22 protein-coding genes and 1 riboswitch are annotated in these 22666 nt (G+C 74.3%); of the genes, 11 read left to right on the plus strand and 11 right to left on the minus strand.

Translation table 11 applies throughout. The features are described 5' to 3' along the window. Positions 1-57: 57 nt before the first annotated feature. Both OG896_RS32105 and OG896_RS32110 read left to right on the plus strand, forming a co-directional pair. On the plus strand, positions 58-663 hold the full coding sequence (locus OG896_RS32105) for an ArsR/SmtB family transcription factor (protein ID WP_329370920.1): 606 nt from the start codon (positions 58-60) through the stop codon (positions 661-663). Between the two features lie 67 nt (positions 664-730). Continuing rightward, positions 731-2035: an MFS transporter gene (locus OG896_RS32110; protein ID WP_329370922.1), complete on the plus strand. Its 1305-nt coding sequence runs from the start codon at positions 731-733 to the stop codon at positions 2033-2035. Between the two features lie 19 nt (positions 2036-2054). On the opposite strand, the gene OG896_RS32115 is transcribed toward OG896_RS32110, so the two are convergent. After that, a complete protein-coding gene (locus OG896_RS32115; protein ID WP_329370924.1) occupies positions 2055-2975 on the minus strand; it encodes an alpha/beta fold hydrolase in 921 nt (306 codons plus the stop codon). 78 nt (positions 2976-3053) lie between these two features. On the opposite strand from OG896_RS32115, the gene OG896_RS32120 reads away from it, so the two are divergent. Further along, positions 3054-3731 (plus strand): TetR/AcrR family transcriptional regulator, encoded by a 678-nt coding sequence (locus OG896_RS32120; protein WP_329370926.1) that lies wholly within the window; start codon positions 3054-3056, stop codon positions 3729-3731. 270 nt (positions 3732-4001) lie between these two features. Continuing rightward, positions 4002-5066, plus strand: coding sequence for an adenosine deaminase (add, locus tag OG896_RS32125; protein ID WP_329370928.1), 1065 nt, complete (start codon positions 4002-4004; stop codon positions 5064-5066). 115 nt (positions 5067-5181) lie between these two features. On the opposite strand, the gene OG896_RS32130 is transcribed toward add, so the two are convergent. Both OG896_RS32130 and OG896_RS32135 read right to left on the minus strand, forming a co-directional pair. Next, entirely contained in the window at positions 5182-5856 is a 675-nt protein-coding gene (locus OG896_RS32130; protein ID WP_329370930.1) for a hypothetical protein, read from the minus strand. 325 nt (positions 5857-6181) lie between these two features. After that, complete coding sequence (locus OG896_RS32135; protein ID WP_329370932.1) at positions 6182-6535, minus strand: beta/gamma crystallin domain-containing protein; 354 nt, start codon at positions 6533-6535, stop codon at positions 6182-6184. Positions 6536-6945: 410 nt separating this feature from the next. On the opposite strand from OG896_RS32135, the gene OG896_RS32140 reads away from it, so the two are divergent. The 5 genes from OG896_RS32140 (at position 6946) to OG896_RS32160 (ending at position 11358) form a co-directional block, all read left to right on the plus strand. Further along, a complete protein-coding gene (locus tag OG896_RS32140; protein WP_329370934.1) occupies positions 6946-7794 on the plus strand; it encodes a patatin-like phospholipase family protein in 849 nt (282 codons plus the stop codon). A gap of 115 nt (positions 7795-7909) precedes the next feature. Further along, positions 7910-8596 (plus strand): M24 family metallopeptidase, encoded by a 687-nt coding sequence (locus OG896_RS32145; protein WP_329370936.1) that lies wholly within the window; start codon positions 7910-7912, stop codon positions 8594-8596. A gap of 218 nt (positions 8597-8814) precedes the next feature. Next, positions 8815-9417: a 3'-5' exonuclease gene (locus tag OG896_RS32150; RefSeq protein ID WP_329370937.1), complete on the plus strand. Its 603-nt coding sequence runs from the start codon at positions 8815-8817 to the stop codon at positions 9415-9417. Positions 9418-9623: 206 nt separating this feature from the next. After that, entirely contained in the window at positions 9624-10388 is a 765-nt protein-coding gene (locus OG896_RS32155) for an alpha/beta hydrolase (RefSeq protein ID WP_329370939.1), read from the plus strand. Positions 10389-10506: 118 nt separating this feature from the next. Then, positions 10507-11358 (plus strand): GNAT family N-acetyltransferase, encoded by an 852-nt coding sequence (locus tag OG896_RS32160; protein WP_329370941.1) that lies wholly within the window; start codon positions 10507-10509, stop codon positions 11356-11358. A gap of 45 nt (positions 11359-11403) precedes the next feature. Here OG896_RS32160 and OG896_RS32165 read toward each other — a convergent pair whose 3' ends face one another. Next, a complete protein-coding gene (locus OG896_RS32165; protein ID WP_329370943.1) occupies positions 11404-12444 on the minus strand; it encodes a zinc-binding alcohol dehydrogenase family protein in 1041 nt (346 codons plus the stop codon). A gap of 300 nt (positions 12445-12744) precedes the next feature. On the opposite strand from OG896_RS32165, the gene OG896_RS32170 reads away from it, so the two are divergent. Continuing rightward, the gene (locus OG896_RS32170) at positions 12745-13422 is read left to right on the plus strand and encodes an SGNH/GDSL hydrolase family protein (protein ID WP_329370945.1); all 678 of its coding nucleotides are present in this window, start codon (positions 12745-12747) and stop codon (positions 13420-13422) included. A 91-nt stretch (positions 13423-13513) separates the two neighbouring features. On the opposite strand, the gene OG896_RS32175 is transcribed toward OG896_RS32170, so the two are convergent. From OG896_RS32175 to OG896_RS32205, 7 genes are all read right to left on the minus strand, one after another. Continuing rightward, complete coding sequence (locus tag OG896_RS32175) at positions 13514-14215, minus strand: (2Fe-2S) ferredoxin domain-containing protein (RefSeq protein ID WP_329370947.1); 702 nt, start codon at positions 14213-14215, stop codon at positions 13514-13516. Continuing rightward, complete coding sequence (locus OG896_RS32180) at positions 14212-15027, minus strand: ABC transporter ATP-binding protein (protein WP_329370949.1); 816 nt, start codon at positions 15025-15027, stop codon at positions 14212-14214. The genes OG896_RS32175 and OG896_RS32180 overlap by 4 nt, the downstream gene beginning before the upstream one ends. Beyond that, positions 15024-16187 (minus strand): FecCD family ABC transporter permease, encoded by a 1164-nt coding sequence (locus tag OG896_RS32185; RefSeq protein ID WP_329370951.1) that lies wholly within the window; start codon positions 16185-16187, stop codon positions 15024-15026. The genes OG896_RS32180 and OG896_RS32185 overlap by 4 nt, the downstream gene beginning before the upstream one ends. Next, positions 16184-17281 carry an ABC transporter substrate-binding protein gene (locus OG896_RS32190; RefSeq protein ID WP_329370953.1) on the minus strand — a complete coding sequence of 366 codons (1098 nt, stop codon included), beginning with the start codon at positions 17279-17281 and terminating at the stop codon, positions 16184-16186. The genes OG896_RS32185 and OG896_RS32190 overlap by 4 nt, the downstream gene beginning before the upstream one ends. Positions 17282-17300: 19 nt before the next feature. Beyond that, positions 17301-17504: riboswitch (cobalamin riboswitch) on the minus strand. 540 nt (positions 17505-18044) lie between these two features. Continuing rightward, positions 18045-18752, minus strand: coding sequence for a G1 family glutamic endopeptidase (locus OG896_RS32195; protein WP_329370954.1), 708 nt, complete (start codon positions 18750-18752; stop codon positions 18045-18047). 324 nt (positions 18753-19076) lie between these two features. After that, the gene (locus tag OG896_RS32200; protein WP_329370956.1) at positions 19077-19973 is read right to left on the minus strand and encodes an SDR family oxidoreductase; all 897 of its coding nucleotides are present in this window, start codon (positions 19971-19973) and stop codon (positions 19077-19079) included. A gap of 154 nt (positions 19974-20127) precedes the next feature. Continuing rightward, complete coding sequence (locus tag OG896_RS32205; protein ID WP_329370958.1) at positions 20128-21669, minus strand: MFS transporter; 1542 nt, start codon at positions 21667-21669, stop codon at positions 20128-20130. Between the two features lie 76 nt (positions 21670-21745). Here OG896_RS32205 and OG896_RS32210 point away from each other — a divergent pair, with 76 nt between their 5' ends. Continuing rightward, on the plus strand, positions 21746-22642 hold the full coding sequence (locus OG896_RS32210; protein WP_329370960.1) for a LysR family transcriptional regulator: 897 nt from the start codon (positions 21746-21748) through the stop codon (positions 22640-22642). Positions 22643-22666: the final 24 nt, after the last annotated feature.

Here is a 22666-nt window from a genome sequence, read left to right on the forward strand (position 1 = left end):
CGAGCACATTCCAAGCACATGCTTGACATTGCCGGTGGCGCGGCCCATATTCCAAGCATGTCCTTGGAGAGAGATCCGCGGCGCGCACGGTTCCTGGACGACCCGCTGGCGATCCGCGCGATGGCGCACCCCGTCCGGCTGGAACTGCGGGCCCTGCTCGGCAGGGAGGGACCGATGACCGCGGCCGAGGCCGCGCGTCGGCTCGGGATCAGCCAGGCCCTGACCTCGCACCACCTCCGTCAACTGGCCAAGTACGACTTCGTGGAGCCCGCGCCGAGCAAGGACAACCGCGAGCGGCCGTGGCGGCTGGTGTCGACCTCGCAGTCGTGGCGCGGTGCCGAACTCACGCCGGAGGGCGATGCCGCGGTGAGCGTCCTCGAACAACTCCTCGCCGAACGCGCCCTCGACCAGCTCGCCACGTGGCAGCGGCAGCGGCCCGCGGAGGAGCCGAACTGGCGGGAGCACACCGGCATCGACCACACCGGGGTCTACCTCACCGCCGACGAACTCGCCGACGTGGCCGGGCAGATGGCGGACCTGCTCCAGCGGTACGTCGACGAGCGTCCCATCGACGACAAGTCGACCCGCCCGCCCGGCAGCCGGCACGTGCAGTTCACCCGGATCGTCACGGTCTCGCCGCCCAGCCCCGCGGAGGAGCGATGAAGGACCACCGGCCGCCGCTCGTACGGCAGTTGGCGGCCCGCGCGGCTGCCGATCCGGGGCGGTCCCCGTGCATCAGGTAGCGCCGGCGGCACCGGGCACCGCCGGGGCGGGCGCGCGGACCGACCGCCGGTTCGCCATCTTCTGGTCGGGCCAGACCGTTTCGCAGTTCGGCGACCGGATCAGCGAGCTGGCGCTGCCGCTCATCGCGGTGGCACTGCTGCACGCGAACGCCCGGCAGGCCGCGCTGCTGACGGCGCTGATCTGGCTGCCGAACACCGTCGCGCCGGTCGTCGGCGCCTGGATCGACTCGCGCCCCCACAAGCGGCTGATGATGATCGCGGCCGATGTGACGCGCGCCGCCGCCCTGTTGAGCCTGCCGGTCGCCTATGGGGCGCACGCGCTCGGGCTCGGGCAGCTGTATGTCGTCGGCGCGGTGACCGGGGTGGGGCAGACGGTGTTCGACGTCGCGTACCCGGCGTTCTTCGTGACGCTGATACCGCGGACCGGCTACGTGGCGGCCAACAGCAGGCTGAACATGAGCCGTTCGCTGTCGTACGTGGTCGGGCCCGCGGTGGGCGGCGCGCTCGTCCAGGCGATCACCGCGCCCGTCGCGGCGGCCGTGGACGCGGTCTCCTTCCTGTTCTCCGCGACCATGATCGGCCGGATCAGGACGAAGGGGCTGCCGCCCGCCTCGGACTCCCACCTGCCGTTGCGCACGCGGATGGCCGCCGGCGCCCGGTTCATCTTCCGGCACCCGGTGCTGCGCGCCAGCCTCGCCTGCTCGACCACGATGAACTTCTTCATGTACGCCGCGCAGGCGATCGTCATCCTGTTCGCCAACCGCGTGCTGGGCCTGCCGGCGGGCATGATCGGACTCGCCCTCGGGGCGGGCGCGGTCGGCGGCCTGGCCGGCGCGGTCCTGGCGCGCAGGGCCATCGGGGTCCTCGGCCTCGGCCGGACGATCATGCTGGGAGCCGCGCTGTACCCGAGCCCGCTGGTGCTGCTCGTCCTGGCGGGCGGCCCGCACGGGAAGAGCTTCCTGCTGCTCGGCGCGACGGAGTTCCTGTCGGGACTGGGCGTGATGTTCTTCGACATCGGCAACAACTCGCTCAGGGCCGCCGTGACCCCCGACCATCTGCGCAGCCGGATCGCCGGCGCCTACAGCTCGATCAACTACGGCTCCCGGCCGCTCGGCGCGCTGGTCGGCGGCTGGCTGGCCACGGGGATCGGCATGCGGCCGACGCTGCTGATCGCGGGTGTCTGCGGCGCGGCGGGCAGCTTGTTGCTGCTGCCGTCGCCCGTCCCCGGCATCAAGGTCGTGCCGGAACCGGTCGCGGCGGGGGATCGTCCGGGGCCCGGAAGCAGTAGCTGAGGGATGTCCGGCCGCGGTGTCAGGGTTCCACCGGGCCGGTGAACTGCGGTTGCGCGGGGGCCAGGTCGGCGTGCGTGCGCAGCTCGTCGGCGTAGGTGCTCCAGTCGGCGCGGAAGAGGAAGTGGCCGACGCCGGGTACGACGCGCAGGCGGGCGGTGGGGACCGCGGCGGCGATGGCGCGCGCGGCCGACGTACGCAGCAGCGGGTCGCGTTCGCCGTGCAGCACGAGCGTCGGCGCGGTGATCCCGGCCAGCGGTCCGCCGTGCCACTTCGCGCCGATCTGGCGGCTCTGCGCCTTCGCGTCGCGGAAGCTGGTGACCTGGTGCGCCGCCTCCTTGTCCACGAACTCGCGCACGTCGTGCTCGTCGATGTGCCGGTCGGGCGCGGCGAGCAGGCGGGCGACGGCGACGGCCAGGTCCTGGTTGCCCTGAGGGGTGTCGGGGTGGTGGAGCCGGGAGAACCGGGGCAGGAGCGACAGGCGCACGTAGCGCAGGACGTTCAGGCCCTTCGCGTCGCTGGGGACGGCCGAGGACGTGATCAGGCTCAGCACGCGCTTCGGGTGGCGGATCGCGGTGCGCTGCGCCACGAGTCCGCCCATCGAGTGGCCGAAGAGGTGGGCGCTCTGCCAGCCGAGGGCGTCGAGGACGGCGGCCGCGTCGTCGGCGAGGTCCTCGGCGCCGTAGGCGGGGGCGTCGCGGCGCAGCAGGGCCTTGAACGGCGAGCCGGCGCGCCGGTCCGGCAGGTGGGTGGACTCGCCCGCGTCGCGCTGGTCGTAGGCCACGACGTGGAAGCCGCGGCCGAGCAGTTCGTCCACCAGGCCGTCCGGCCACCAGAACCGTGAGGTCCCCAGCCCCATGACCAGCAGGAGCGGGTCGCCGCCCGCACCGCCCAGGTCCTCGAAGGCGATCCGGATCTCGCCGTTGTGCGCATAGCGCGTCATCGCGTCCCTCCCATTCGCAAACGTCGTTCGCGAACAGCGTATGCGATAGATAGGCTGGCGGCAACGCGGGAGGTGGCGATGGCGGTGGCAGGGCGGAACGAGCCGGTGATCTGGATGCGGCCGGAGCAGGCGGCGGTCGGACGCCCGGCCGAGCGCAGCCGCGCCGAGATCACCGCCGCCGCGGTGGAACTGGCCGACCGCGAGGGCCTGGACGCCGTCTCCATGCGCCGCGTCGCGTCGGTTCTGGGCACCGGCGCCGCCTCGCTCTACCGCTACGTGGCCACCCGCGACGACCTGCTCGACCTGATGACCGACAGCACCGCGAGCGAGTACGACCTGCCCGCGGCCAGCGGCGACTGGAAGGCCGATCTGCTCGCCATCGGCCACCAGGCCCGGCAGATCATGCGCCGCCACCCGTGGCTGCCCGCCATGGTCATGAGCCGTCCCACGCTCGGCCCCCACGGGATCGACCTCCTGGAGCACGTGCTCGACGTGCTCGCCGACCACCCGGCCGGCCCCGCGCGCAAGTTCGAGGCGTTCGCCCTGCTCAGCGGTCTGACCGCGTTGTTCGTACAGAACGAGATGGCTGCCGCGGACACCGGCGCCGCACGCCAGGCCGCCTACCTCCACCACGTCGCCGCCGCGGGCGACCACCCCCGCATCACCGCGCTGCTCGCGGCTTCCCCGCCCCACGGCAAACCCCGCGACCGCTTCGACACCGTCCTCGCCCGCACCCTCGCCGGCGTACTGGGCTGACGTCCACCGGCGTCCACCGGCGTCCGCCGCGGGCGATCGCACGCTCTCGCGGCGCGCGGATCTCAAAGGTGGCCGGGCGCCGGCCGGGAAGGGCCCTTGGCAGCCGGTGGAGCGGGTGTGGGCAACGGTTCGCGGTGCGGCCGGTGGGGACCGATGCCGGCTCCGCTCCGAGCGGCGCAGGAACGCTCCCAGGCGATCCCGACCATGGCGGTGACCTGGCCTGACGAGCCCCGACGGCCCTACTGTCCTCCCGTCAGGAGGGGATGGCCGATGCATCAGGACAGGCGGCGTCGCGCCGTGGTGAACGAGCAGCCCGGCGCTGGGACGTGGACCCGAACCGGGGCCGGGGTGCTCGCGTCGGGGCGTGACCCGAGGGCGCTGCCCAAGGCGGAACTGCACCTTCACCTGCTGGCGGCCATGCGCCCGGCCACGCTGGCGGAGCTCGCGTCGGATGCCGGACGTGCGGCCCCCGACCCGCGGGGGTTCGCCGACTTCGAGGGGTTCCAGCAGGTCTACGCGGCGGCCTTCGACGCGACGTCGGACCGCCCCGCCAACCTGCGGCGGGTGGTGACCGAACTGGTGGAGGACACCGCGGCCGACGGCGGCGTCTGGGTCCAGCCGCACTTCGACCCGCGCTCCTACGCGCACTTCGGAGCGCCGGAGGACGTCCTGGACCTGGTCCTCGACGCGGGCCGGCAGGCGGGCGCGCGCTGCGGCGTCGGGTTCGGGCTGACCCTGGCGGTGTCCCGCCACGCGACCCCCGCGGCCGCCGTGCGGCTTGCGCGCTTCGCCGCGCGGTACGCGGGGCGCGGCGTCCACGCGTTGGGGCTGACCGGTCACGAAGGGGCCCGCGGCACAGGGGAGTTCGCGGAGGCGTTCGCCATCGCCCGTACCGCAGGACTGACGTCGGCACCGCATGCCGGGGAACTCCGCGGACCCGACAGCGTCCGCGCGGCGGTCGACCGCCTCGGCGCGACCCGCGTCGCGCACGGCATCCGCGCCGTGGAGGACCCCGCCCTGCTGGAACTCCTGGCCGCGCGGGGCGTCTCGCTGGACGTCTGCCTGACCTCCAACCGGGTGCTGGGTCTGGTCCCCGACCTGGCCCGGCACCCGCTGCCCCGGCTGCTGGCAGCGGGTGTCCGGTGCTCGCTGGGGACGGACGACCCGTTGATGTTCGGGGCGTCGCTCACCGACGAGTACCGGACCGCCCGCACGGCACTCGGGCTCACGGACCACCAGCTCGCCGCGATCGCCCGCGCCTCGCTCGAAACCAGCGACGCGCCGCCCGAGTTGATCGCGGCGGCCACCGAGGGCGTCGACGCCTGGCTCGGCTGACGTCCGCGCCGGCCCGTGCGGGGGCGTTCACCGGGAAGGCGGGGCGAATCCCGGGGTACGTACGCAGGAAGGCACCGCGGGGGGCGCGCGGTGCCTTCCGGTGGGGCTCGGTGGGTCAGGCGCTCAGGAGGAGCCAGCCCCCGAGGCCGCTGCACATGCTCGCGTTGAAGACGTCGGTGCGGAAGCCGGGCGGTACGGGTACGCCGGGGCAGATGTACTCGCCGACGCGGGCGAGTTGCTGGTACCAGATGCCGATGTTGCCGCAGCCGGTGCTGATGTGGCCGGTGAGCACGTAGCCGGTCGGGATCGGCGAGCCCGCGCAGACGTACTGGCCGTCGCGGGCCAGTTCCAGGAACCAGGTGTCGATGTTGGCGTTGCAGCCGTTGGCGGTGTGCATGGTCAGGACGTAGCCGGTGGGGATCGGTGACGTGGCGCAGATCCAGATGCCGTTCTGCACCGGCTGGATGTACCAGGCGCCGGCGCCGTTGCACCCGTTGGCCGCGCGGCTGGTGATCACGTAGCCATCCGGTATGGGCGTGCCGGGGCAGACCCATCCGGCGTCCGCCGGAGTGACGTCCGTCGGAGTGGCGGCTTCGGGGGTCGAGGCGGAGGGGGCGGAGGCGGCGACCGGTGCCGCCTGGGGCGTCCGGGGCGCCGCACTGGCCGTGCCGGCGGCGGTGCCGGTGAGGACGGCCGCCAGCAGCGCGACCACCCCCACCGCGGCGGCGAGCCGGCTCCGGAGTGCCGTCGCCAGGGAACGGCCGAGCAGATGGCGATACTTGAGGGTCACTTCACACCAGTCCAATCGACAGGTCGATGAAGCGCCGCACGACGACCGTGCGGCACCGGGCTGTGGAACTGAAGTGACCCTAGTGGGAAGTGATGTGAATGGTCATCACTGGGTAAAGACGTCATCAACCTGGCCGGAAATCGACCGGGGGACCCGAGTCGGGACCCGAGTTGGGACCCGAGTCGGGAAACTGATCCGGGAAGCCGAGCCGGGAACCCTAGCGGGGATCGGACCGCGAATCAGAGGTGCCCGTGTGGACGGGAGTTCCGCGGTCCGACGCCGACGTGTCGGACCGCGGGGGAGATCGTCGCGTCGGAGGATCGCGTCAGAGGATCTGGATGGAGGCGACCTTCGGGGGGTTGTTCGGGAACGTGATGTCGTGCCAGCGATCGATCCTCACCGAGTCGCCGTTGGCGTCGTAGTAGATCAGGTCGTTGTTGCCCGTGACGATCCGGTCGACCCACCACCCGCCGAAGTTGGTCCGCCCGGCGTTCGCGTAGCAGTCCACGCTCTGCTGCCCGTTGAGGTGCGAGTAGATCTTCAGGAAGTTCTCCCCGCCGACGCACTCGACATGGTTGATGGCGAAGGCGTTGCCGCTGGGCACGCCCAGGGTGAGCGTGGCGGCCGCGGCGAGCGCGAGAGCCAGGGACCGCGCCACCTTCTTGACTTTCGAGATCACGGTTTTCTCCTTAGCTGCGAGGGCCGGCGCACCTGCCGGCCGTGTCGGCGACGTCGCGCCATGGCGGAACGGTGCTTCGTCGAGCCGGCGGACGACCGGTCGCGCACCAGGCCGGCCCCTCCGGCCGCACCTGTCAGGGAGGCGGCCGGAGGACCCGATGCACCCAACGTAGCGATCGCCACGCGCAGTTAAGTGGTAACACTCCGTGTCCGGACCGCCGCGCCGAAACATCACCCGACCGTGGCGGCCCGGCCCCCACACACCGCGGGCGCGTGCGCCGGTCAGGAACGCGCCGGCCGCGAACGCGCGGGCAACGGAGAGGCCGGTAACGGAGAGGCCGGGAACGGAGAGGTCACCGCGGCGCCTTAGGGTGCGGGGGAGCGATCGGACCGACGAGGGGATGGCTGGGGATGGCTGTGGCTGAGGCGTTGGTGCTGGGCGGCGGAGGCGTCGCCGGGGTGGCGTGGATGACCGGTTTGCTGGCGGGGCTGGCCGAGGCAGGTCAGGACGCCACGGCGGCCGACCTGATCGTGGGGACCTCCGCGGGCTCGACCGTCGCGGCGCAGCTCGGGAGCGGCCTGAGCCTGGCGGAGCTGTACGCCCGGCAGGTCGAGCCGCGGTTGCAGGCCGCCGAGATCATGGTCGAGGTGGACCTGGCGGGCTTCGGTGCGCAGATCGAGGCCGTGCTGCGGGAAGCCACGACCGCGCAGCAGATCCGGCGCGCGGTGGGCGCGTTCGCCCGGGGCGCCACCACCGTGCCGGAGGCGGAGCGGCGCGCGGTGATCGAGTCCCGCCTGCCGTCGTACGACTGGCCCGCCCGCGCGATGAAGATCGTCGCGGTGGACGCGGAGAGCGGGGAGCCGCGGGTGTTCGACAGGACGTCGGGCGTGGACCTCGTCGACGCTGTCGCGGCGAGCTGCGCCGTGCCCGGCGTGTGGCCGCCGGTGACGATCGTCGGGCGCGGGTACGTCGACGGCGGGGTCCGCTCCAACGACAACGCCGACTACGCCGCCGGCGCCACCCGCGTGCTGGTGCTCTCCCCGCTGGGCAGCGTCCAGTTGCTGCCGAGCGAGAAGCCGCTGGCGCAGGCCGTCGACGAGTTGCGCGCGGGCGGCGCCGAGGTCGCGGTCGTCGAGCCGGACGAGGCGTCGCACGCGGCGATCGGCGAGAACCCGCTGGACCCGTCCACGCGCGGGCCGGCAGCGGCGGCGGGCCGCACCCAGGGGCGTGGCCTGACGATCGAGTGGACGACGGCCTGATCCGCTTCCATGCTCGGGATCGACCCGGCACCGAGGCAGGACGCACGACGGCTGGACCACCTGCGCGGGCCAATCCGGTTGCCGGGGCGCCGGCGGCGCTCCTACGGTGGGCGGCGTGACGGTCGAATCCACGCGCGCGGCGCGGCTGTTGGACGCGCAGGCCAAGGCGGCACTGCTGTTCGCCGAGATCGAGACCCGCAACCTGGTCGCCCCCGGCCTGGGCGAACGCGAGGTCAGCGACCGGGTGCGCGACCTGGCGAACGAGATGTTCGGCACCACGCACTACTGGCACAAGCGGATCGTACGGTCCGGGCCCAACACCCTCCTGCCGTACCGCGAGAACCCGCCGGACCGGATCATCGGAGCGGACGACATCGCGTTCGCCGACTTCGGGCCGATCTTCGAGGAGTTCGAGGCCGACTTCGGGCGGACCTACGTCCTCGGCGACGACCCCGTCAAGCGCCGCCTGCGCGACGACCTGCCGCTGGTGTTCGCCGCGGGCCGGCACGCCTTCGAGGCGGACCCCGAGATCACCGGCAGGCAGCTCTACGCCGAGGTCGAACGGCTGGCGGCCGACGCGGGGTGGCAGCTCGGCGGCTGGCACGTCGGCCACCTGGTCGGAGCGTTCCCGCCCGAACACGACGACTTCGCGGACGTCGACTCCCACATCGTGCCCGCCAACGGCAAGCCGCTGCGCCGCACGGACGACGCGGGCCGGCTGCTGCACTGGATTCTGGAGATCCATCTCGTCGACCGCGAGCGCGGGTTCGGGGGGTTCTACGAGGAACTGCTCGACTTGTGAGGTGGGTTCGGCGAGGCCGCTGGAGGCCGAGGCGCGGGAGCCCGGCGGAGTCCGGTGGAGCCGTTGAAGCAACGACCGCTGCGGGGAACCCGGTTGACCCCGTTGACCGGTTGACCCCGTTGACCGGTTGACCTCGGCTGGCCCGTTGGCCCCACCCCCTTCCGGTGACGCGCGCGGCTCCGGCCGACGGCGACCCGCCGTAGTGGAACGATCACGGCATGGACTTCACCGCCTGGCCCCCGCTGCTCGTCGTCGATGTCGAGAGCAACGGCCGCACCCCGCCGGACCTCGTCGAGGTCGCCGCCCTCCCGATCCGCGACGGCCGGCCGGACCCGGCCACGGCCGGCGCGTGGCTGATCCGCCCGCCCCGGCCCGTGACCCCGCGCGCCGCCCGGGTGCACGGCCTGACCGACGACGTCCTCGCCGGCCACCCCGCCTGGGACCGGGCCGCCGAAGAGGTACGGGGCCGGCTCGGCACGGCCTGGATCGCCGCGCACAACGCCCACGTCGACCACCGCGCCCTGTCCGCGCACCTGCCCGGCTGGACGCCCGACGGCGTCATCGACACGCTGCGGCTGGCCCGGACCACCCTGCCCGGCCTGCCGTCGTACACCCTCGACCACCTGATCGACCATCTCCACCTCGACCTTACGGCCGCCCCCGCGCAGCGCCACCGCGCGACCTACGACGCCTACGCGGCCGCCCGGTTGCTCCTCGCGCTCGCCGGGCACTACCCGACCTGGCCCGCCCTGGTCGCCGTCGCGGTGCCCCCCGTCCTCCCCGGCGGCCCCGGCCCGCGACAGGACCCCACCTTGTGGTGACGCCCGGCTCCGCGGGCCCGGAAACGGAGTGGCCGAGGCCGCGCGAGGGCTGTTAGCGTCCGGGCACCGTGACATCGGCCGAGGAGGTGAGACCCGTGAACGCTGTATCCGCGTGGGTGCTCCCTCCGCTCGTCACGGTCGGGCGATTGACGTAGGTGTCGCCGGGAGCGCCTCGAACCCAAGGCACTCTCGAAGGGCAACACCCTATGTATGCAATGCAGTTCACCGCCCAGTCGTCGTCGAACGGCATGGTGGAGCGGGACTTCGCCGTGGGCGGGGTGCCCGGCGTGCTCTGGTCGCCGCCATCCGGCGCCGGACGCGCGCCGCTGGTCCTGATGGGGCACGGAGGCGGCAACCACAAGAAGTCACCGGCGATGTCGGGGCGTGCGCTGCGCCTCGTGGCGGAGGGCGGCTTCCACGTCGCCGTCATCGACGCGCCCGGTCACGGCGACCGGCCGCGTACGGCGCACGACGAGCGGGAGATCGCCGAGCTGTACCGGGCGAGGGCGGCCGGTGAGCCCGAGGGCCCGATCGTCGTCCGCTACAACGCCCACCTGGCCGAACGCGCCGTGCCCGAATGGCGGGCGACCCTGGACGCGCTCCAGACGCTTCCCGAGATCGGGGAGGCAGGGCCGGTCGGCTACTTCGGCCTGAACATGGGCACCGCGATCGGCGTCCCCCTCACGGCCACCGACCCCAGGATCACCGCCGCGGTCTTCGGGCTGCACTGGCCCGACGCCCTGGCCGACCCGGCGCGGCGGATCACCGTACCGATCGAGTTCGCGATGCAGTGGGACGACGAGCACATCCCGCGCGCGTCCGCCCTCGCGTTGTTCGACGCCTTCGGCTCGCAGCACAAGACGCTGCACGTCAACTCCGGCAGGCACAAGGAGCTGCCGCGGTTCGAGGCCGACAGCGCGGTCCGCTTCTTCGTGCGCCACCTCGGCCGCGCGTCCACCCCGCCCGCCTGACCCCCTCCCCCGGGCGCCCGCCCCAGCGCGGGCGCCCACCCCCGAACGCGCGGCCGTGCATCGGGGGCCGTGCAGGCGGGACCTTGCACGCGAAACCGTCCACGGGGGACCCTGGACCATGGGTCCGGACGAGTGGCACCTCACCGACGACATCGACGAACTCCTCCGCCACGCAGGGGACTTCCTGCGCTCGCGCCCCGCCCTGCACACGATTCCGCTGACCGTCATGGAGACGCTGCGAACCCGCGGAGCGGCCGCCTTCGGTGGCGAGGCACCCGCCTTCGGGTGGCTGGAGCGCGCGGGCGAGGGCCGTGCGGTCTTCCACCTCCTCCGCCGGCTGAACCTCACCCCGCTCACCCCCGAGCAAGCCGACGCCCTCGCCGCCCACCTGGCCGGAACCGGCCGGGTCCTCACCGGCGTCAGCGCGGACCACGACACCGCCACCGCCTTCACCGAAGCCTGGCGGCGGCACACCGGTGCGACACCGACACCCCTCAGCCGGCTCCACCTGTACCGCCTCGCCTCGCTCACCCCGCCGCACCCGCTCCCCGCGGGCCGGGCCCGAGAGGCGGGTGACCAGGACCACGAGCACATCGTGCGCTGGTGCGGCGAGTTCGTCGACGCCGTCGGTGAGGCGACCACCGTGGACGCCGCCGGTTGGGCCGCCACACGTTTCGCCGGCAAGCGGTACACCTTCTGGGAGACCCCGGACGGTGCCCCCGTCGCCATGGCCGGCCGGACGCCCCTGGTCGCCGGCCAGATCCGCGTGGACCCCGTCTACACCCCCCTCCGCCTGCGCGGCCACGGCTACGCGGCCGCCGTGACGGTCGCGGTCAGCCGCGCCGCACTGTCCGCGGGCGCGACCGACGTCGTCCTGTTCGCGGACGCGGCCAACCCCACCAGCAACCGCCTCTACCGCCGCATCGGCTTCCGCCCCCTCGCCGACTTCACCACGTACGACTTCGCGTAGCACCCCCGCGCGCCGAACCGCACTTCACGCGGACCGGCGCGCGGCTCAGGTGGGGGTGGGTGGGATGAGGACGGCGGCGCCGTTGACGCGGTCCGCGGCGAGGTCGGCGAGGGCCTGGTCGGCGTGGTCGAGGGGGTAGCGGGTGACGGTGGCGTGGATGCCGACGCGTTGGGCGGTGGCGAGGAAGTCCCGGCCGTCCTCACGGGTGTTGGAGGTGACGCTGCGCAGGTCGCGCTCCTGGAACAGGTGTTGCTCGTAGGTGAGCACGGGGATGTCGGAGAGGTGGATGCCGGCGATGGCGAGGGTGCCGCCGCGGTCGAGGGCGGCGAGTCCGACCGGCACCAGGTCGCCGACCGGGGCGAAGAGGATCGCCGAGTCCAGCGGCTCGGGTGGTGCGTCGTAGGCGTCGCGGGCGGACGACGCGCCGAGTTCCAGGGCGAGTTCGCGGGCCGCGGCGGAGCGGGTCAGCACGTGTACGGTCGCACCGTCGGCGAGGGCGACCTGCGCGGCGAGGTGCGCGGAGGCCCCGAAGCCGTACAGGCCCAGCCGACCGCCGGGCGGGAGCGCGCTGCGCCGCAGCGCGCGGAAGCCGATGATGCCCGCGCACAGCAGCGGCGCCAGTTGCGCGGGGTCGGCGTCGCCGGGGAGCGGGTAGGCGAACGCCTCGGGCAGCACCGTCATCTCGGCGAAGCCGCCGTCGGCGTCCCAGCCGGTGTAGACGGAGGACGGGCAGAGGTTCTCGTGCCCGGCCCGGCAGTAGCGGCAGACCCCGCAGGTGCCGCGCAGCCACGCACCGCCCACCCGGTCCCCGACGGAGAACCGGCTCGCCCCGTCACCCGTCGCGCTCACCCGGCCGACGATCTCGTGGCCGGGGACGGTCAGTGGCCGGTGCGGCCGCAGGTCGCCCTCCGCCAGGTGGAGGTCCGTACGGCACACCCCGCATGCCTCGATCCGCACCTGCACCTCGCCGGGCCCGGGCGACGGGACTTCCCGTCGTACCGGGCGCAGCGGCCCCGAAGCGATCGGGCCCGGTTCGCTCACCGCCCAACCGCTCAGGTCCCCCGTGCGGGCGGCCTCGAACGCCATGCCTCCAGCATGCGCCCGCCCGTACCGCCCGGCAATCGCGCCGCGGTGTCCTCACGGCCGGCGACGGCGCGCTCACTCGCGGTGCGACGGGCGCGGCACGAGGGCGGTGACCTCCTCGTATCGTCCTGGTGCGCCTGCCACGACGGGACGTTCGCACGCTACGGTCTGGTTGCGGCGATGATGCCGCGCGACGTGGACGTGACCGGGAGCCGTGCGTACACCGGCGGCTGCCGGATTCCGCACGGCCCCGCACCGCGTGGCAGCACCACCAACCGAGCGCACTGACAGGAGCCGAGCACTATGTCCGCTGACATCACGCTTCCCTTCGAGAAGGGCAGCCACGTGCTGTTCATAGGCGACAGCATCACGGATGCCGGCCGCCTGACGGACAAGCCGCCGTACGGCGGCGGCTATGTGAGCCTGATCCAGGCCCTGGTGACCGCCGAGGCACCCGAACTGGGGCTGCGCTGGAGCAACCGCGGGATCTCCGGCAACACGGTCCGCGACCTCGCGGGGCGCTGGCAGGCCGACGTCCTGGACGAGCGGCCGGACTGGCTCTGCGTGAAGATCGGCATCAACGACTGCTGGCGGGGCGTGGAGGGCAAGACCGAAGAGGCCGTGCCCGTCGGCGAGTTCCAGGAGACGCTCGCCGCGCTGCTGGACCGGGCTGTTGCGGCCACCGGCTGCCGCGTCGTGCTCGCCACCCCCTACCTCATCGAGGGCGACAGGTCCGACCCGTGGCGGATCGAGTCCGACCGTTACGTGGCCGCCACCGGCGAGGTGGCGCGCGAGCGGGGGCTGCCGCTGGTCGACGTCCAGGCGGCCTTCGACCGCGTGCTCGCGCACACCGTGCCCGCCGACTGGGCCCGCGACCGCGTCCACCCGGCACTGCCCGGCCACGCGGTGATCGCGCGCGCCTTCCTCGACACCTTCCGTGCGCTCGCCGCGGGCGACGCCGGCGTGGCCGGGGCGAACTGACCTGCGGCGGCGCCGTGTTCGGGCCGGTCCCGGACGCGGGTGCCGCGGCCGCAGGTCGCCGTGGTCCCCGTTCGTCAGTCACCCGGGTCCGTCAAGTCCTCCGGCGCCGGGGGAGGCGGTGCGCCGCGGCCGGCCGGCCGGCCAGGAGGTGCTCGGTCACGATCGTCCCGGCCGCGGCCGGGTCCACGTGCCCGTACCAGACGTCGTCCGGCTGCACGCTGAGCACGGGGGCCTGGTTGCACGGGAACTGGCAGCCGGTCTGCACCACGAGGACGTCGTCGTCGCCGAGGCCGTGCTCGCCCAGCCCGCCCACCAGGGCACGCAGCGTCGCGTCCGCGCCCTTCGCTGTGCAGCGCGGCCCGCGGCACACCAGGACCTGGTGCCGGTGGCCGGTCACCTCCTCCCACGCCGTGGAGGTCAGGCCGGGCTCCTCGCCGGTGATCGGCCGGACCGAGGACGCGACGGCGTCCACGGCGTCCAGCCCCTCCGCGAGCCGGGTGGCGACCAGGACGTCCGGGCGGCGCCCGCCGTGCTCGCGCCACCAGTGGGCGGCGACCCGGCGCAGCCAGGACGGGCCGGGGCCGGTGTCGCCGCACCGGACACCGACCAGCACGACCGTTTCGGCCCCCGCGTCGGCCAGCCGGGCCAGTTCGGCCGACAAGGACGGCTCGCCCTGCTGGAGGAACGCGATCGTCGCCCCGGACCGGCGGGCCCGGTCCAGCAGTTCGGCCCGGCGGCCGGCCTCCAGCACGGACATGCCGACCAGGACCAGGGCGCTGCCGTCACCGTTCACGACGTGGACTCCTCACGCAGCACGCCGTTCCACCGGACGTGCGGCCGGTCGTGGCGGGGGTGCCGTTCCACCGTCGCGTCCACCCCGTAGACGCGGCCGATCAGCTCCGCGGTCAGCACCTCGGCCACCGGTCCGTGGGCGACCAGCCGGCCGTCGAGCAGGACGGCGACCTCGTCGCAGTAGGCGGCGGCGAGTTCGAGGTCGTGCAGTGCCGCGACCGTGGTGACACCCAGCCCGCGCACCGTCTGGAGGAAGCCCAACTGGTGCCGCAGGTCAAGGTGGTTGGTGGGCTCGTCCAGGAGCAGCACCTCGGGCTGCTGCGCCAGGGCCCGCGCGAGCTGGACCCGCTGGCGCTCGCCGCCGGACAGGGACGACCAGCTCCGGTCGAGCAGGCCGCCGACGGCCGCCGCGGTCGCGGCGGCGGCCACCGCGCCGCGCTCGCGGGCCGCCGCCGAGCCCGGCGGCACCGGCCACCGGCCGCGGTGCGGGGTCCGGCCCAGCTCGATCACCTGACGGGCCGTCAGTGGCAGCCCGGTGTCGGCCTGCTGCTCCATGAACGCCAGCCGCCGCGCCCTGTGGCGGGCCGGCAGCGCGTACAGGTCCCCGCCGTCCAGCAGGACGCGGCCCTCGTCGGGCCGGCGCAGGCCCGCCAGGGCCCGCAGCAGCGTGGTCTTGCCGGCGCCGTTGGGTCCGAGCAGCCCGGTCAGCCGGCCGGGGGAGAAGCCGAGGCCCACGTCCGACAGCAGGGTGGCGGCGCCGGCCCGTACCGCGATTCCCTCGCAGCGCAGCGCGACCGGCTGCCCCGCGGTCACGCCCGTCCTCCCGCCGCGGCGCCGCGCCCCTGCCGCCACAGCAGCCACCCGAAGAACGGCGCGCCGAGCCCGGCGGTGACCACGCCGACCGGGATCTCCCGGTCGGGGAGCACCGACCGCGCCACGACGTCGCTGCCGACCAGCAGCGCGGCGCCCAGCAGCGCGGACACCGGCACCAGGACGGTGTGCCGCGGCCCGCACAGCAGGCGGACGACGTGCGGCACGACCAGGCCGACGAACCCGATGACCCCGGTCTCGGCCACCAGGCACGCGGTCATCAGCGCGGCGGTGCCCACCAGCAGCCAGCGGACGCGTTCCACCGGGACCCCGAAGGAGCGGGCCGCAGTCTCCCCGAAGGCGAACGCGTCCAGGTCCCGGGCCGCCGCGATCATCAACGCCGTGCCGGCGACGGCGACCGCGGCCAGGAACAGCGCGGTGTGCCAGCGCACCCCGGCCACCGAGCCCAGCGTCCACTCCATGACGCCCCGGGCGGCGTCCCGGTCCCCGAGCATCAGCACCACGAACGAGGTGTAGGCGGCGCACATCTGCCCCACCGCGATGCCGGCCAGCACGGTCCTGCTGCCCGGCAGCGCCCACGAACCCGCGCCGGCCAGGGCCATGACCACGGCGGCGGCGAGCAGCGCGCCGGCGAAGGCGGCCGCCGGCAGCGCGAGGACCGCAGCCGCGCCGGAGGCGCCGACGCCCAGCACCAGCACGGTGACCGCGCCGACCGCGGCACCGTCGGAGATGCCGAGCAGGTACGGGTCGGCGAGGTCGTTGCCGGTCAGCGTCTGGAGGACGGCGCCGCAGACCGCGAGCCCGGCGCCGGTGGCGGCGGCGCCGACCACGCGCGGCAGCCGCAACTGCCAGACGATCTGGTCGTCCAGCAGCGTGACGTGGTGGTCGCCCATGCCCAGCCGGCGCAGCACGACGTCGGCCACCACCCGCGGCGGTTCGTGCACCGAGCCGACGGCGAGGCCGAGCAGGCACATCGCCAGCAGCGCGGCGGCGGCAACGGCGAGGGCCACCGCCGCGCGCCCCGGTCCCGCCGCGCGCCCCGGTCCCGCCGAGCGCTCGGTGAGCGGTTCGGTCGGCTGGTCGGCCGGGCGTTCGGCCGGCGGGTCGGCCGGGCGGTCGGTGGGCGGGTCGGCCGCCGTCACGACGCGGGGTGCAGCTTGGCCAGTCCCGCCGAGACCTGGGCGGCGCCGTCGGCCAGGAGCACGCCCGGCGTCGACTCCGAGAACGGTACGACGACGAACGCCCGCTTGCGGACGGCCGTCAGCCGGCTCAGCACGGGGTCGTGCTCCAGGTAGGCGATCTTCGACTTCGCGGTGTCCCAACCGGCGTCCGCGAGGACGATCGCGTCCGGGTTCGCGGCGGCCACCTTCTCCCAGCTGACGCTCTGCCAGCCGCCCGGCAGCGAGCCGAAGACGTTGTGCGCGCCGACGGCGTCGAGGATGAGCTGCGGTCCGCCGTGGCCGGCGCCGACGAAGGGGGTCTTGGTGTCGGAGTCGTACCAGAGCACGTTCAGGCCCCTGCCCGCGCCCTGGGCGGCCAGGCCGGCCAGCGTCTTCTTCTGCTGCTGCTCGATGGCGGTGGCCCGCGCCGTCACCCCGAAGACCTTGGCGACGTCCGTGAGCTCGCCCCAGACCGCCGCGAAGGACGCGGCCGGCACCTGCTTGCTGTCGGCGCAGCCGAACGGCGACAGGTAGGAGGGGATGTGCTCGGCATCCAGTTCGGCCCGGGTGCCGGCGACCTTGCCGGTGAAGGCGCTGGCGTAGGAGGCGTAGAGGAAGTCGGGGTGCGCCGCGAGCAGCTTCTCCTTGGTCGGGTACTCCTTGCTCAGCACCGGCACGGAGTCGTAGGCAGCTTTCCACCGGGCCGGGATCGTGTCGTCGAGGTAGGCGGTGCCCGCCATCCGCGTCTGGAGGCCCAGGGCCAGCGCGACCTCGGTGGCGCCCTCGTTGAGGGTGACCAGGCGCTTCGGGGGTGTGGACACGGCCGTGGCGGCGCCGCAACTGCGCACGGTCACCGCGGCGGGGTGGCCGGACCCGGTGGCGGTGGCGGGGCCCTTCGCGGCGGGTGCTCCCGTGCAGGCGCCCAGGGTGCCGAGGGCGAGCAGGGCCGTGGCGGAGGCGGCGAGCCGGGCGGCGCGGGCCCGGCGCGGGCGCGGGGCGCGGTCGGGTCTCGGGCGCGCCCGCCGGCGTATGAGCTGATCGATGCGGTGGAACGGGTGCAGCGCGCTGGTCGGCACGTGTTCTCCAAACCCTCGTGGAAGATGTCGCGCCGTGGCCGGTCTCCTGGCTTCCGCGTCAACGCTCCGCGGCCGACCTTCCCAGGCGACCCGTCTCGGTCCCGCCCAGTGGCCCCGACCGTCTGCACGGTCGGCGAGGGCCGCGCAACTCCGCGGCTACAGTGGCGAGGGCCGCACCGGCTTCTCCACCGGTTTCCCGTGCACCACGGCAAGCGCACGCTACCAAACGCGACAACCCGCCCGACCAGCCGGAGGGTCCCAGGTCAGCGGGACGGGCGGTCGGGCATCGGCCCGGCGGTGGCCTCGACGCGCCGAGGCCCGGCGCCCGCACCGGAAACCGGCCGTCCGGCGGGACCCGGCTTCGCCGTCGCCCGCGCGCTCGCCGCCCAGAGCCACCCCGTCGTACGCACCGCCCGCGGCCGCGACGCGGCGCAACGGCCCGCGGCCGAGCCACGGAGGGACGGACACGCCGGCCCGGCCCAGGGCCCGGACCTGTTCGCCCCCTGCCGGTACGGCGACAAGCGGCCCACCACCCCGCCATGACCTTCGGCCGCCGCGACACCCTGGTCGACAATCGCCGGCGCCCTGCCGAACGTCCGGGCCCTGTCCGCGCCGGACGCGTACACGGACGCGTACACGGAGCCGTACACGGACGCGGTGCACACCCCGCTGGACGTCGCCCCGCGCTCATCCCGCCCGGCGCAGACGCGTCGGGGCCGGACGCGAGTGAACGCGTCCGGCCCAGAAGGGAACTGACGGGACGTCAGCCCGGGATGATCGAGAACGATCCGCCGTTGAGGGCGGTCTCGGTGTACGGGCCACTGTCGATCGCCTGCGGGTTGTAGGCGTCGAACGACTGGCCGTCGACCGTGATGCCGCTGAAGTCCTGCTCGTTGAAGGACGGGTAGCTGCCGGTGGGCGACTCGATCACGGCCTCGGCGCTCGCGTCGGACGCGTTGAGCGAGGACTGCGTGGTCTTCGACCAGCCCTTGGTGGTGTCGGCCAGTTTCAGGCTGTAGGAGCCGCCGCCGTTGTCGACCACGCTGGCGGTGAACACGTCGCCGGCGTCCACCGGTTCGTTGTAGTACACCGGCGAGGCCGGGTACATCTCGTACCAGCCCGAGTACTCGGGGCCGCCGCTGGAGCAGTCCACCTGGACGCCGGTCTGCTCGACGGTCTGCGAGCCGTAGCCGTCGATGCCTATCCACGGCGCGTACAGGTCGTTCGAGGAGTTGCAGGTGACCTGGGGCATCGTCCACGAGCCGGAGATGCTGCTGAACGAGCCCTGGGCGATGTAGCCGCCCCAGTTGCTGTCGCCGGAGAAGCCGTGCAGCGGCTGGGCGAAGTGGTGGGCGCCGAACTCGACGCTGGGGGCGGCGGCGCTGGCGGGTCCGGCGAGGGAGGCGCAGGACAGGGCGAGCAGCGCGGCGGCGGCGGCCCTGGTGGGGGCTGCGGTGCGGAACTTGTGCATCCGGTGAACTCCAAAGGTGTGGGAGTTGCGAGGGTGGTGGGGGGAGTCGGCCTGCCGTCCGTGGCCCGTCTGGTTGTGGGGGAGGCTGGCCGACCAGGCCGGTGTAGTGATGCTGGCGCCGGGGGCGGGTGGCGTGGAAGGCCCCGGCTGTTACCGGATGGCGCAATGGCGTGAACATGACAACACTCCGAGTGGTGACAGACCTCGGCGGTGAAACCGCTTGGCCCCAGCGGGAGTTCGGGCCCGGAACGGCCCGGGGGCGGACGCCGGCCGCCCGCGGCCAGGAGGCCGCGGGCGGGTGGGGGGCACGGATGTGACGGCCGGTCAGCGGTAGTAGCAGCCGCTGTCGAGGTCCTCGATCAGGGTGGGGCCGTCGGGCGTCCAGCCGAGCAGCGTCCGGGTGGCGTCGCTGCCCGCGGCCATGTCCGTTCCGTAGAACTTGGTGAGCCAGCCGAAGTGCTCGGCTGCTTCGCCGGCCGGGACGGAGACGACGGGCAGGCCCAGGCCCCGTCCGACGGCTTCGGCGATCCGCCGGGTCGGGATGCCGGTCTCGGCGGCGGCGTGCAGGGTGGTGCCGGCCGGCACCTGCCGGTCGAGGGCGAGCCGTACGACGCGGGCCGCGTCGCCGCGGTGGACCGCCGCCCAGCGGTGGGTGCCGTCGCCGATGTAGGCAGAGACGCCCTTGGCCCGCGCGGTGGCCACGAGCGCGGCCAGGAAGCCGGGGTCGCCGGCGCCGTGCACGGTGGGGGCGAACCGGGCGACGACCGTGCCGACCCCGCCGTCCGCGTACTCCAGCGCGAGGTTCTCGCTGCCGCCGCGCAGGGAGTCGACGCCGTGGAACGGCGATCCGTCCTGCTCGGTCGCGACCCGGCCCGGGGTGAGGAAGGCCAGGCCCGAGGCGAGGACGAAGGGCCGGCCGGTGCCGGCGAGGGCGTCGGCCACGGCCTGTACGGTGCCGCGCTCGGTCTTGTTGGTGCCCGCCTGGTCAGCGAAGTCGTGCTTGTTGGCGAGGTGGACGACGGCCTCGGCCGCGGTGGCCGCGGCGCGGATGCCGTCCAGGTCGTCGAGGTCGCCCCGGACCACCCGGACGCCCCTGGCGTCGAGCGTGGCGGCGGAGGCGTCCGAGCGGGCGAGGCCGGTGATCTCGTGTCCGGCGTCGAGCAGTTCGCCGACGACGGCCGTGCCGATCCATCCGGTCGCTCCGGTGACGAATACGCGCATGTCGTTCTTCCTTCGGGTAGGTCCGCGGTGTGCTGCCGCGGGTCGGTGCTGCGGGCGGCCCGTGCAGGGCACGCGCCGTGGAAACGTGGGGACGCAGGAACGGGGGAGTGGGCGAACGCGGCGGCGGTCGGGGCGGGTTGGGCATGGCCCCGGCTCAGCGCCGCACCGCCGGGCGGCCCGTGCGGCGGTCACCGCGGCCGGACAGCAGCGACTGCAGGACGACGAGCCCGCCGAGGACGAGCACGCTCACGCCGATCACCCGCAGCCCCGCGTCCGCGCCCGAGACGAAGGCCGTGACGACGTCGTGGGCGCGGTCGGGCGGTGCGGTGGCGAGCGCCTGCGCCACGGTGTGCGGATGCCCGCCGGCGCGGATGTCCGCGGGGAGCGCGGCGCTGAACCGCGCGGTGAGCACCGTGCCGATCACGGCGACCCCGAGCGCGCTGCCGAACTCGCGGGTGGTGGCCTGCAGTCCGGCGCCCACCCCGGCCTGTGCCGGCGGCAGCGCACCGGCGATCGCGCCGGAGAGCGTCGGCAGCGCCAGCGTCACCCCGACCCCGGTCACCAGGAGCCAGCCGGCATAGGCGGCGTACGGCGTGCGCGCATCGCTCGTGGACAGCCCGAGCAACCCGCCGCCGACGCACGCGAAGGCGAGCGCGAGGGTGGCGTCGAGGCCGATCCGCCGCGCCAGGTGGCCGACCCGCCGTGCGGCGAGGACCATCGGGACGGTCAGCGGGATGATGCCCAGGCCGGTCCGCAGCACGCCGAACCCCTTGCCGTACTGGAGGAACGACGCGTTGACGTAGAACAGCGCGAACATGCCGAAGAACACGGCCACCATGCCCAGGCAGGCGCTGCGCAGGGCCGGGACGCGCAGCAGCCGCGGGTCGAGCAGCGGGTGCTCGGCCCTCAGCCCGACGAGCGTCCACACCGTGAACAGCCCGGCGGAGCAGGCGAATCCGGCGACGACGAGCGGGCTGCCCCAGCCCTCCTCCGGCCCCTGCACGATGCCGAGCAGCAGGGCGACCGACGCGGCGACGAGCAGGGCCGCGCCGAGCGGGTCGAGCCGGCGGTCGTGGCGCGGCGAGACGGGCGCGGCGCGGGCCGCGAGCGCGGCGAGCAGCAGCGCGATCGGGACGGCCGCGGCGAACAGCCAGCGCCACGACCCACCCGACAGGACGGCGCCGCCGCCGACGTTGCCGACGACCCCGCCGATCCCGGTCATCGACGCCCAGGTGGCGATGGTCGCCCCCTTGCGCTCGGCGGGCACCGCGTGCAGCAGGACGGCGAGCGTGTTGGGCAGCACGGCGGCGGCGCCGACCCCCGTCACCGCCCGGCCCGCGAGCAGCAGGGGCACGTCCGGCGCCACCGCCGAGACCAGCGCGCCCGCCGCGAACAGCGCCAGCCCCGCGAGCAGGACGCCCTTGCGCCCGAAGCGGTCGCCCGCGGCCCCACCGGGGATCACCAGGCAGGCGAAGACGACCACGTAGGTGTCGACGATCCAGATCAGCGCCGACGCGGACGGGTGCAACCCGCTCGCGGCCAGCGGCGGGACGGCGAGGTTGATCGCGGCGACCATGCCGACGACGAGGACGACGCAGGCACACATGACCGCTGTCAGGCCGCGCCGCGCGGCGGGACCGGACGACCGGTCGCCGGAGGCCGGCGCGTGCCGGCGAATCGTTTCGTTGCTGGGCATGGCGGCGACGCTACGGAAGCCGCGGCCCTCCGTGCCACGCAACTTTCACAAGAGAATGTTGCGTAGACTGCAAACCATGTCCGAGCGGCTCGATCTGAACCTGCTGCGCGTGTTCGACGCGCTGCTCCAGGAGGGCAGCGTCACCGCGGCCTCCGAACGCCTGCACCTGTCCATCCCGGCGACCAGCCGGGCGCTGGGCCGGCTGCGGCGGGCGATGGACGACCCGATCCTGGTGCGGGCCGGCCGGGGGATGGCGCCGACCCCCTTCGCGCTGCGTACCGCGCCGCGGGTGCGGTCGCTGCTCGACGAGGCGTCGGCGCTGATCAGCGGCGACCGCGAGGTCCCGATCGCCGAACTCGAACGCACCTTCACGATCCGGATCAACGACGGCGTGGCCGCGACCCTCGCGGCCGCGGTGGTCGACGCCACGTCCGCGGTCGCCCCGGGCGTGATCCTGCGCTTCGTCGGCGAGGGCAGCGAGAGCGTCGAGGCCCTGCGTGACGGCTCGGTCGACCTGGACATCGGCGTCGGCGACGTGGCGGCCCCCGACATCCGCGCGGCCGTGCTCTACCGCGAACGGCTGGTCGGCATCGTCCGCGCCGACAGCCCGCTGGGCCGCAACCGGCGTCCTACGCTGGCGCAGTTGTGCCGGCATCCCCACGTCTCGGCGTCCCGCCGGGGGCGCACCCGCGGGCCGCTCGACGACGCGCTCGACGCCGCAGGACTGCGCCGGCACGTGGCCGCCGTCGTGCCCACCTTCGCGGTCGCCTCGCTGCTCGTCTCGTCGAGCGGCTACGTCGGACTCGTCCCGCAACGCCTCGCCGAGCAGTACGGCCGGGCCCTCGGCATCCGCTGGTTCCCGCTCCCCGCGGACCTGCCCGAACTCGACGTACGGCTCCTCTGGCACGCCCGCCTCGACTCCGACCCGGCCCAGCGCTGGCTGCGCGAGACCATCCGCACCGCCCTGAAATGACCGCCGGCCAAAGGCGGTTGGGCG

Origin of the sequence: Streptomyces sp. NBC_00669, from assembly GCF_036226785.1 — a bacterium.
Lineage (GTDB): Bacteria > Actinomycetota > Actinomycetes > Streptomycetales > Streptomycetaceae > Actinacidiphila.

What these genes read in the sequence shown, in the direction of transcription:
- OG896_RS32105 (WP_329370920.1), top strand. Translation starts at nt 58, where the DNA reads ATGTCCTTGGAGAGAGATCCGCGGCGCGCACGGTTCCTGGACGACCCG.
- OG896_RS32115 (WP_329370924.1), bottom strand. Translation starts at nt 2,975, where the DNA reads ATGACGCGCTATGCGCACAACGGCGAGATCCGGATCGCCTTCGAGGAC.
- OG896_RS32120 (WP_329370926.1), top strand. Translation starts at nt 3,054, where the DNA reads ATGGCGGTGGCAGGGCGGAACGAGCCGGTGATCTGGATGCGGCCGGAG.
- add (WP_329370928.1), top strand. Translation starts at nt 4,002, where the DNA reads ATGCATCAGGACAGGCGGCGTCGCGCCGTGGTGAACGAGCAGCCCGGC.
- OG896_RS32140 (WP_329370934.1), top strand. Translation starts at nt 6,946, where the DNA reads ATGGCTGTGGCTGAGGCGTTGGTGCTGGGCGGCGGAGGCGTCGCCGGG.
- OG896_RS32150 (WP_329370937.1), top strand. Translation starts at nt 8,815, where the DNA reads ATGGACTTCACCGCCTGGCCCCCGCTGCTCGTCGTCGATGTCGAGAGC.
- OG896_RS32155 (WP_329370939.1), top strand. Translation starts at nt 9,624, where the DNA reads ATGTATGCAATGCAGTTCACCGCCCAGTCGTCGTCGAACGGCATGGTG.
- OG896_RS32160 (WP_329370941.1), top strand. Translation starts at nt 10,507, where the DNA reads ATGGGTCCGGACGAGTGGCACCTCACCGACGACATCGACGAACTCCTC.
- OG896_RS32165 (WP_329370943.1), bottom strand. Translation starts at nt 12,444, where the DNA reads ATGGCGTTCGAGGCCGCCCGCACGGGGGACCTGAGCGGTTGGGCGGTG.
- OG896_RS32170 (WP_329370945.1), top strand. Translation starts at nt 12,745, where the DNA reads ATGTCCGCTGACATCACGCTTCCCTTCGAGAAGGGCAGCCACGTGCTG.
- OG896_RS32195 (WP_329370954.1), bottom strand. Translation starts at nt 18,752, where the DNA reads ATGCACAAGTTCCGCACCGCAGCCCCCACCAGGGCCGCCGCCGCCGCG.
- OG896_RS32200 (WP_329370956.1), bottom strand. Translation starts at nt 19,973, where the DNA reads ATGCGCGTATTCGTCACCGGAGCGACCGGATGGATCGGCACGGCCGTC.
- OG896_RS32205 (WP_329370958.1), bottom strand. Translation starts at nt 21,669, where the DNA reads ATGCCCAGCAACGAAACGATTCGCCGGCACGCGCCGGCCTCCGGCGAC.
- OG896_RS32210 (WP_329370960.1), top strand. Translation starts at nt 21,746, where the DNA reads ATGTCCGAGCGGCTCGATCTGAACCTGCTGCGCGTGTTCGACGCGCTG.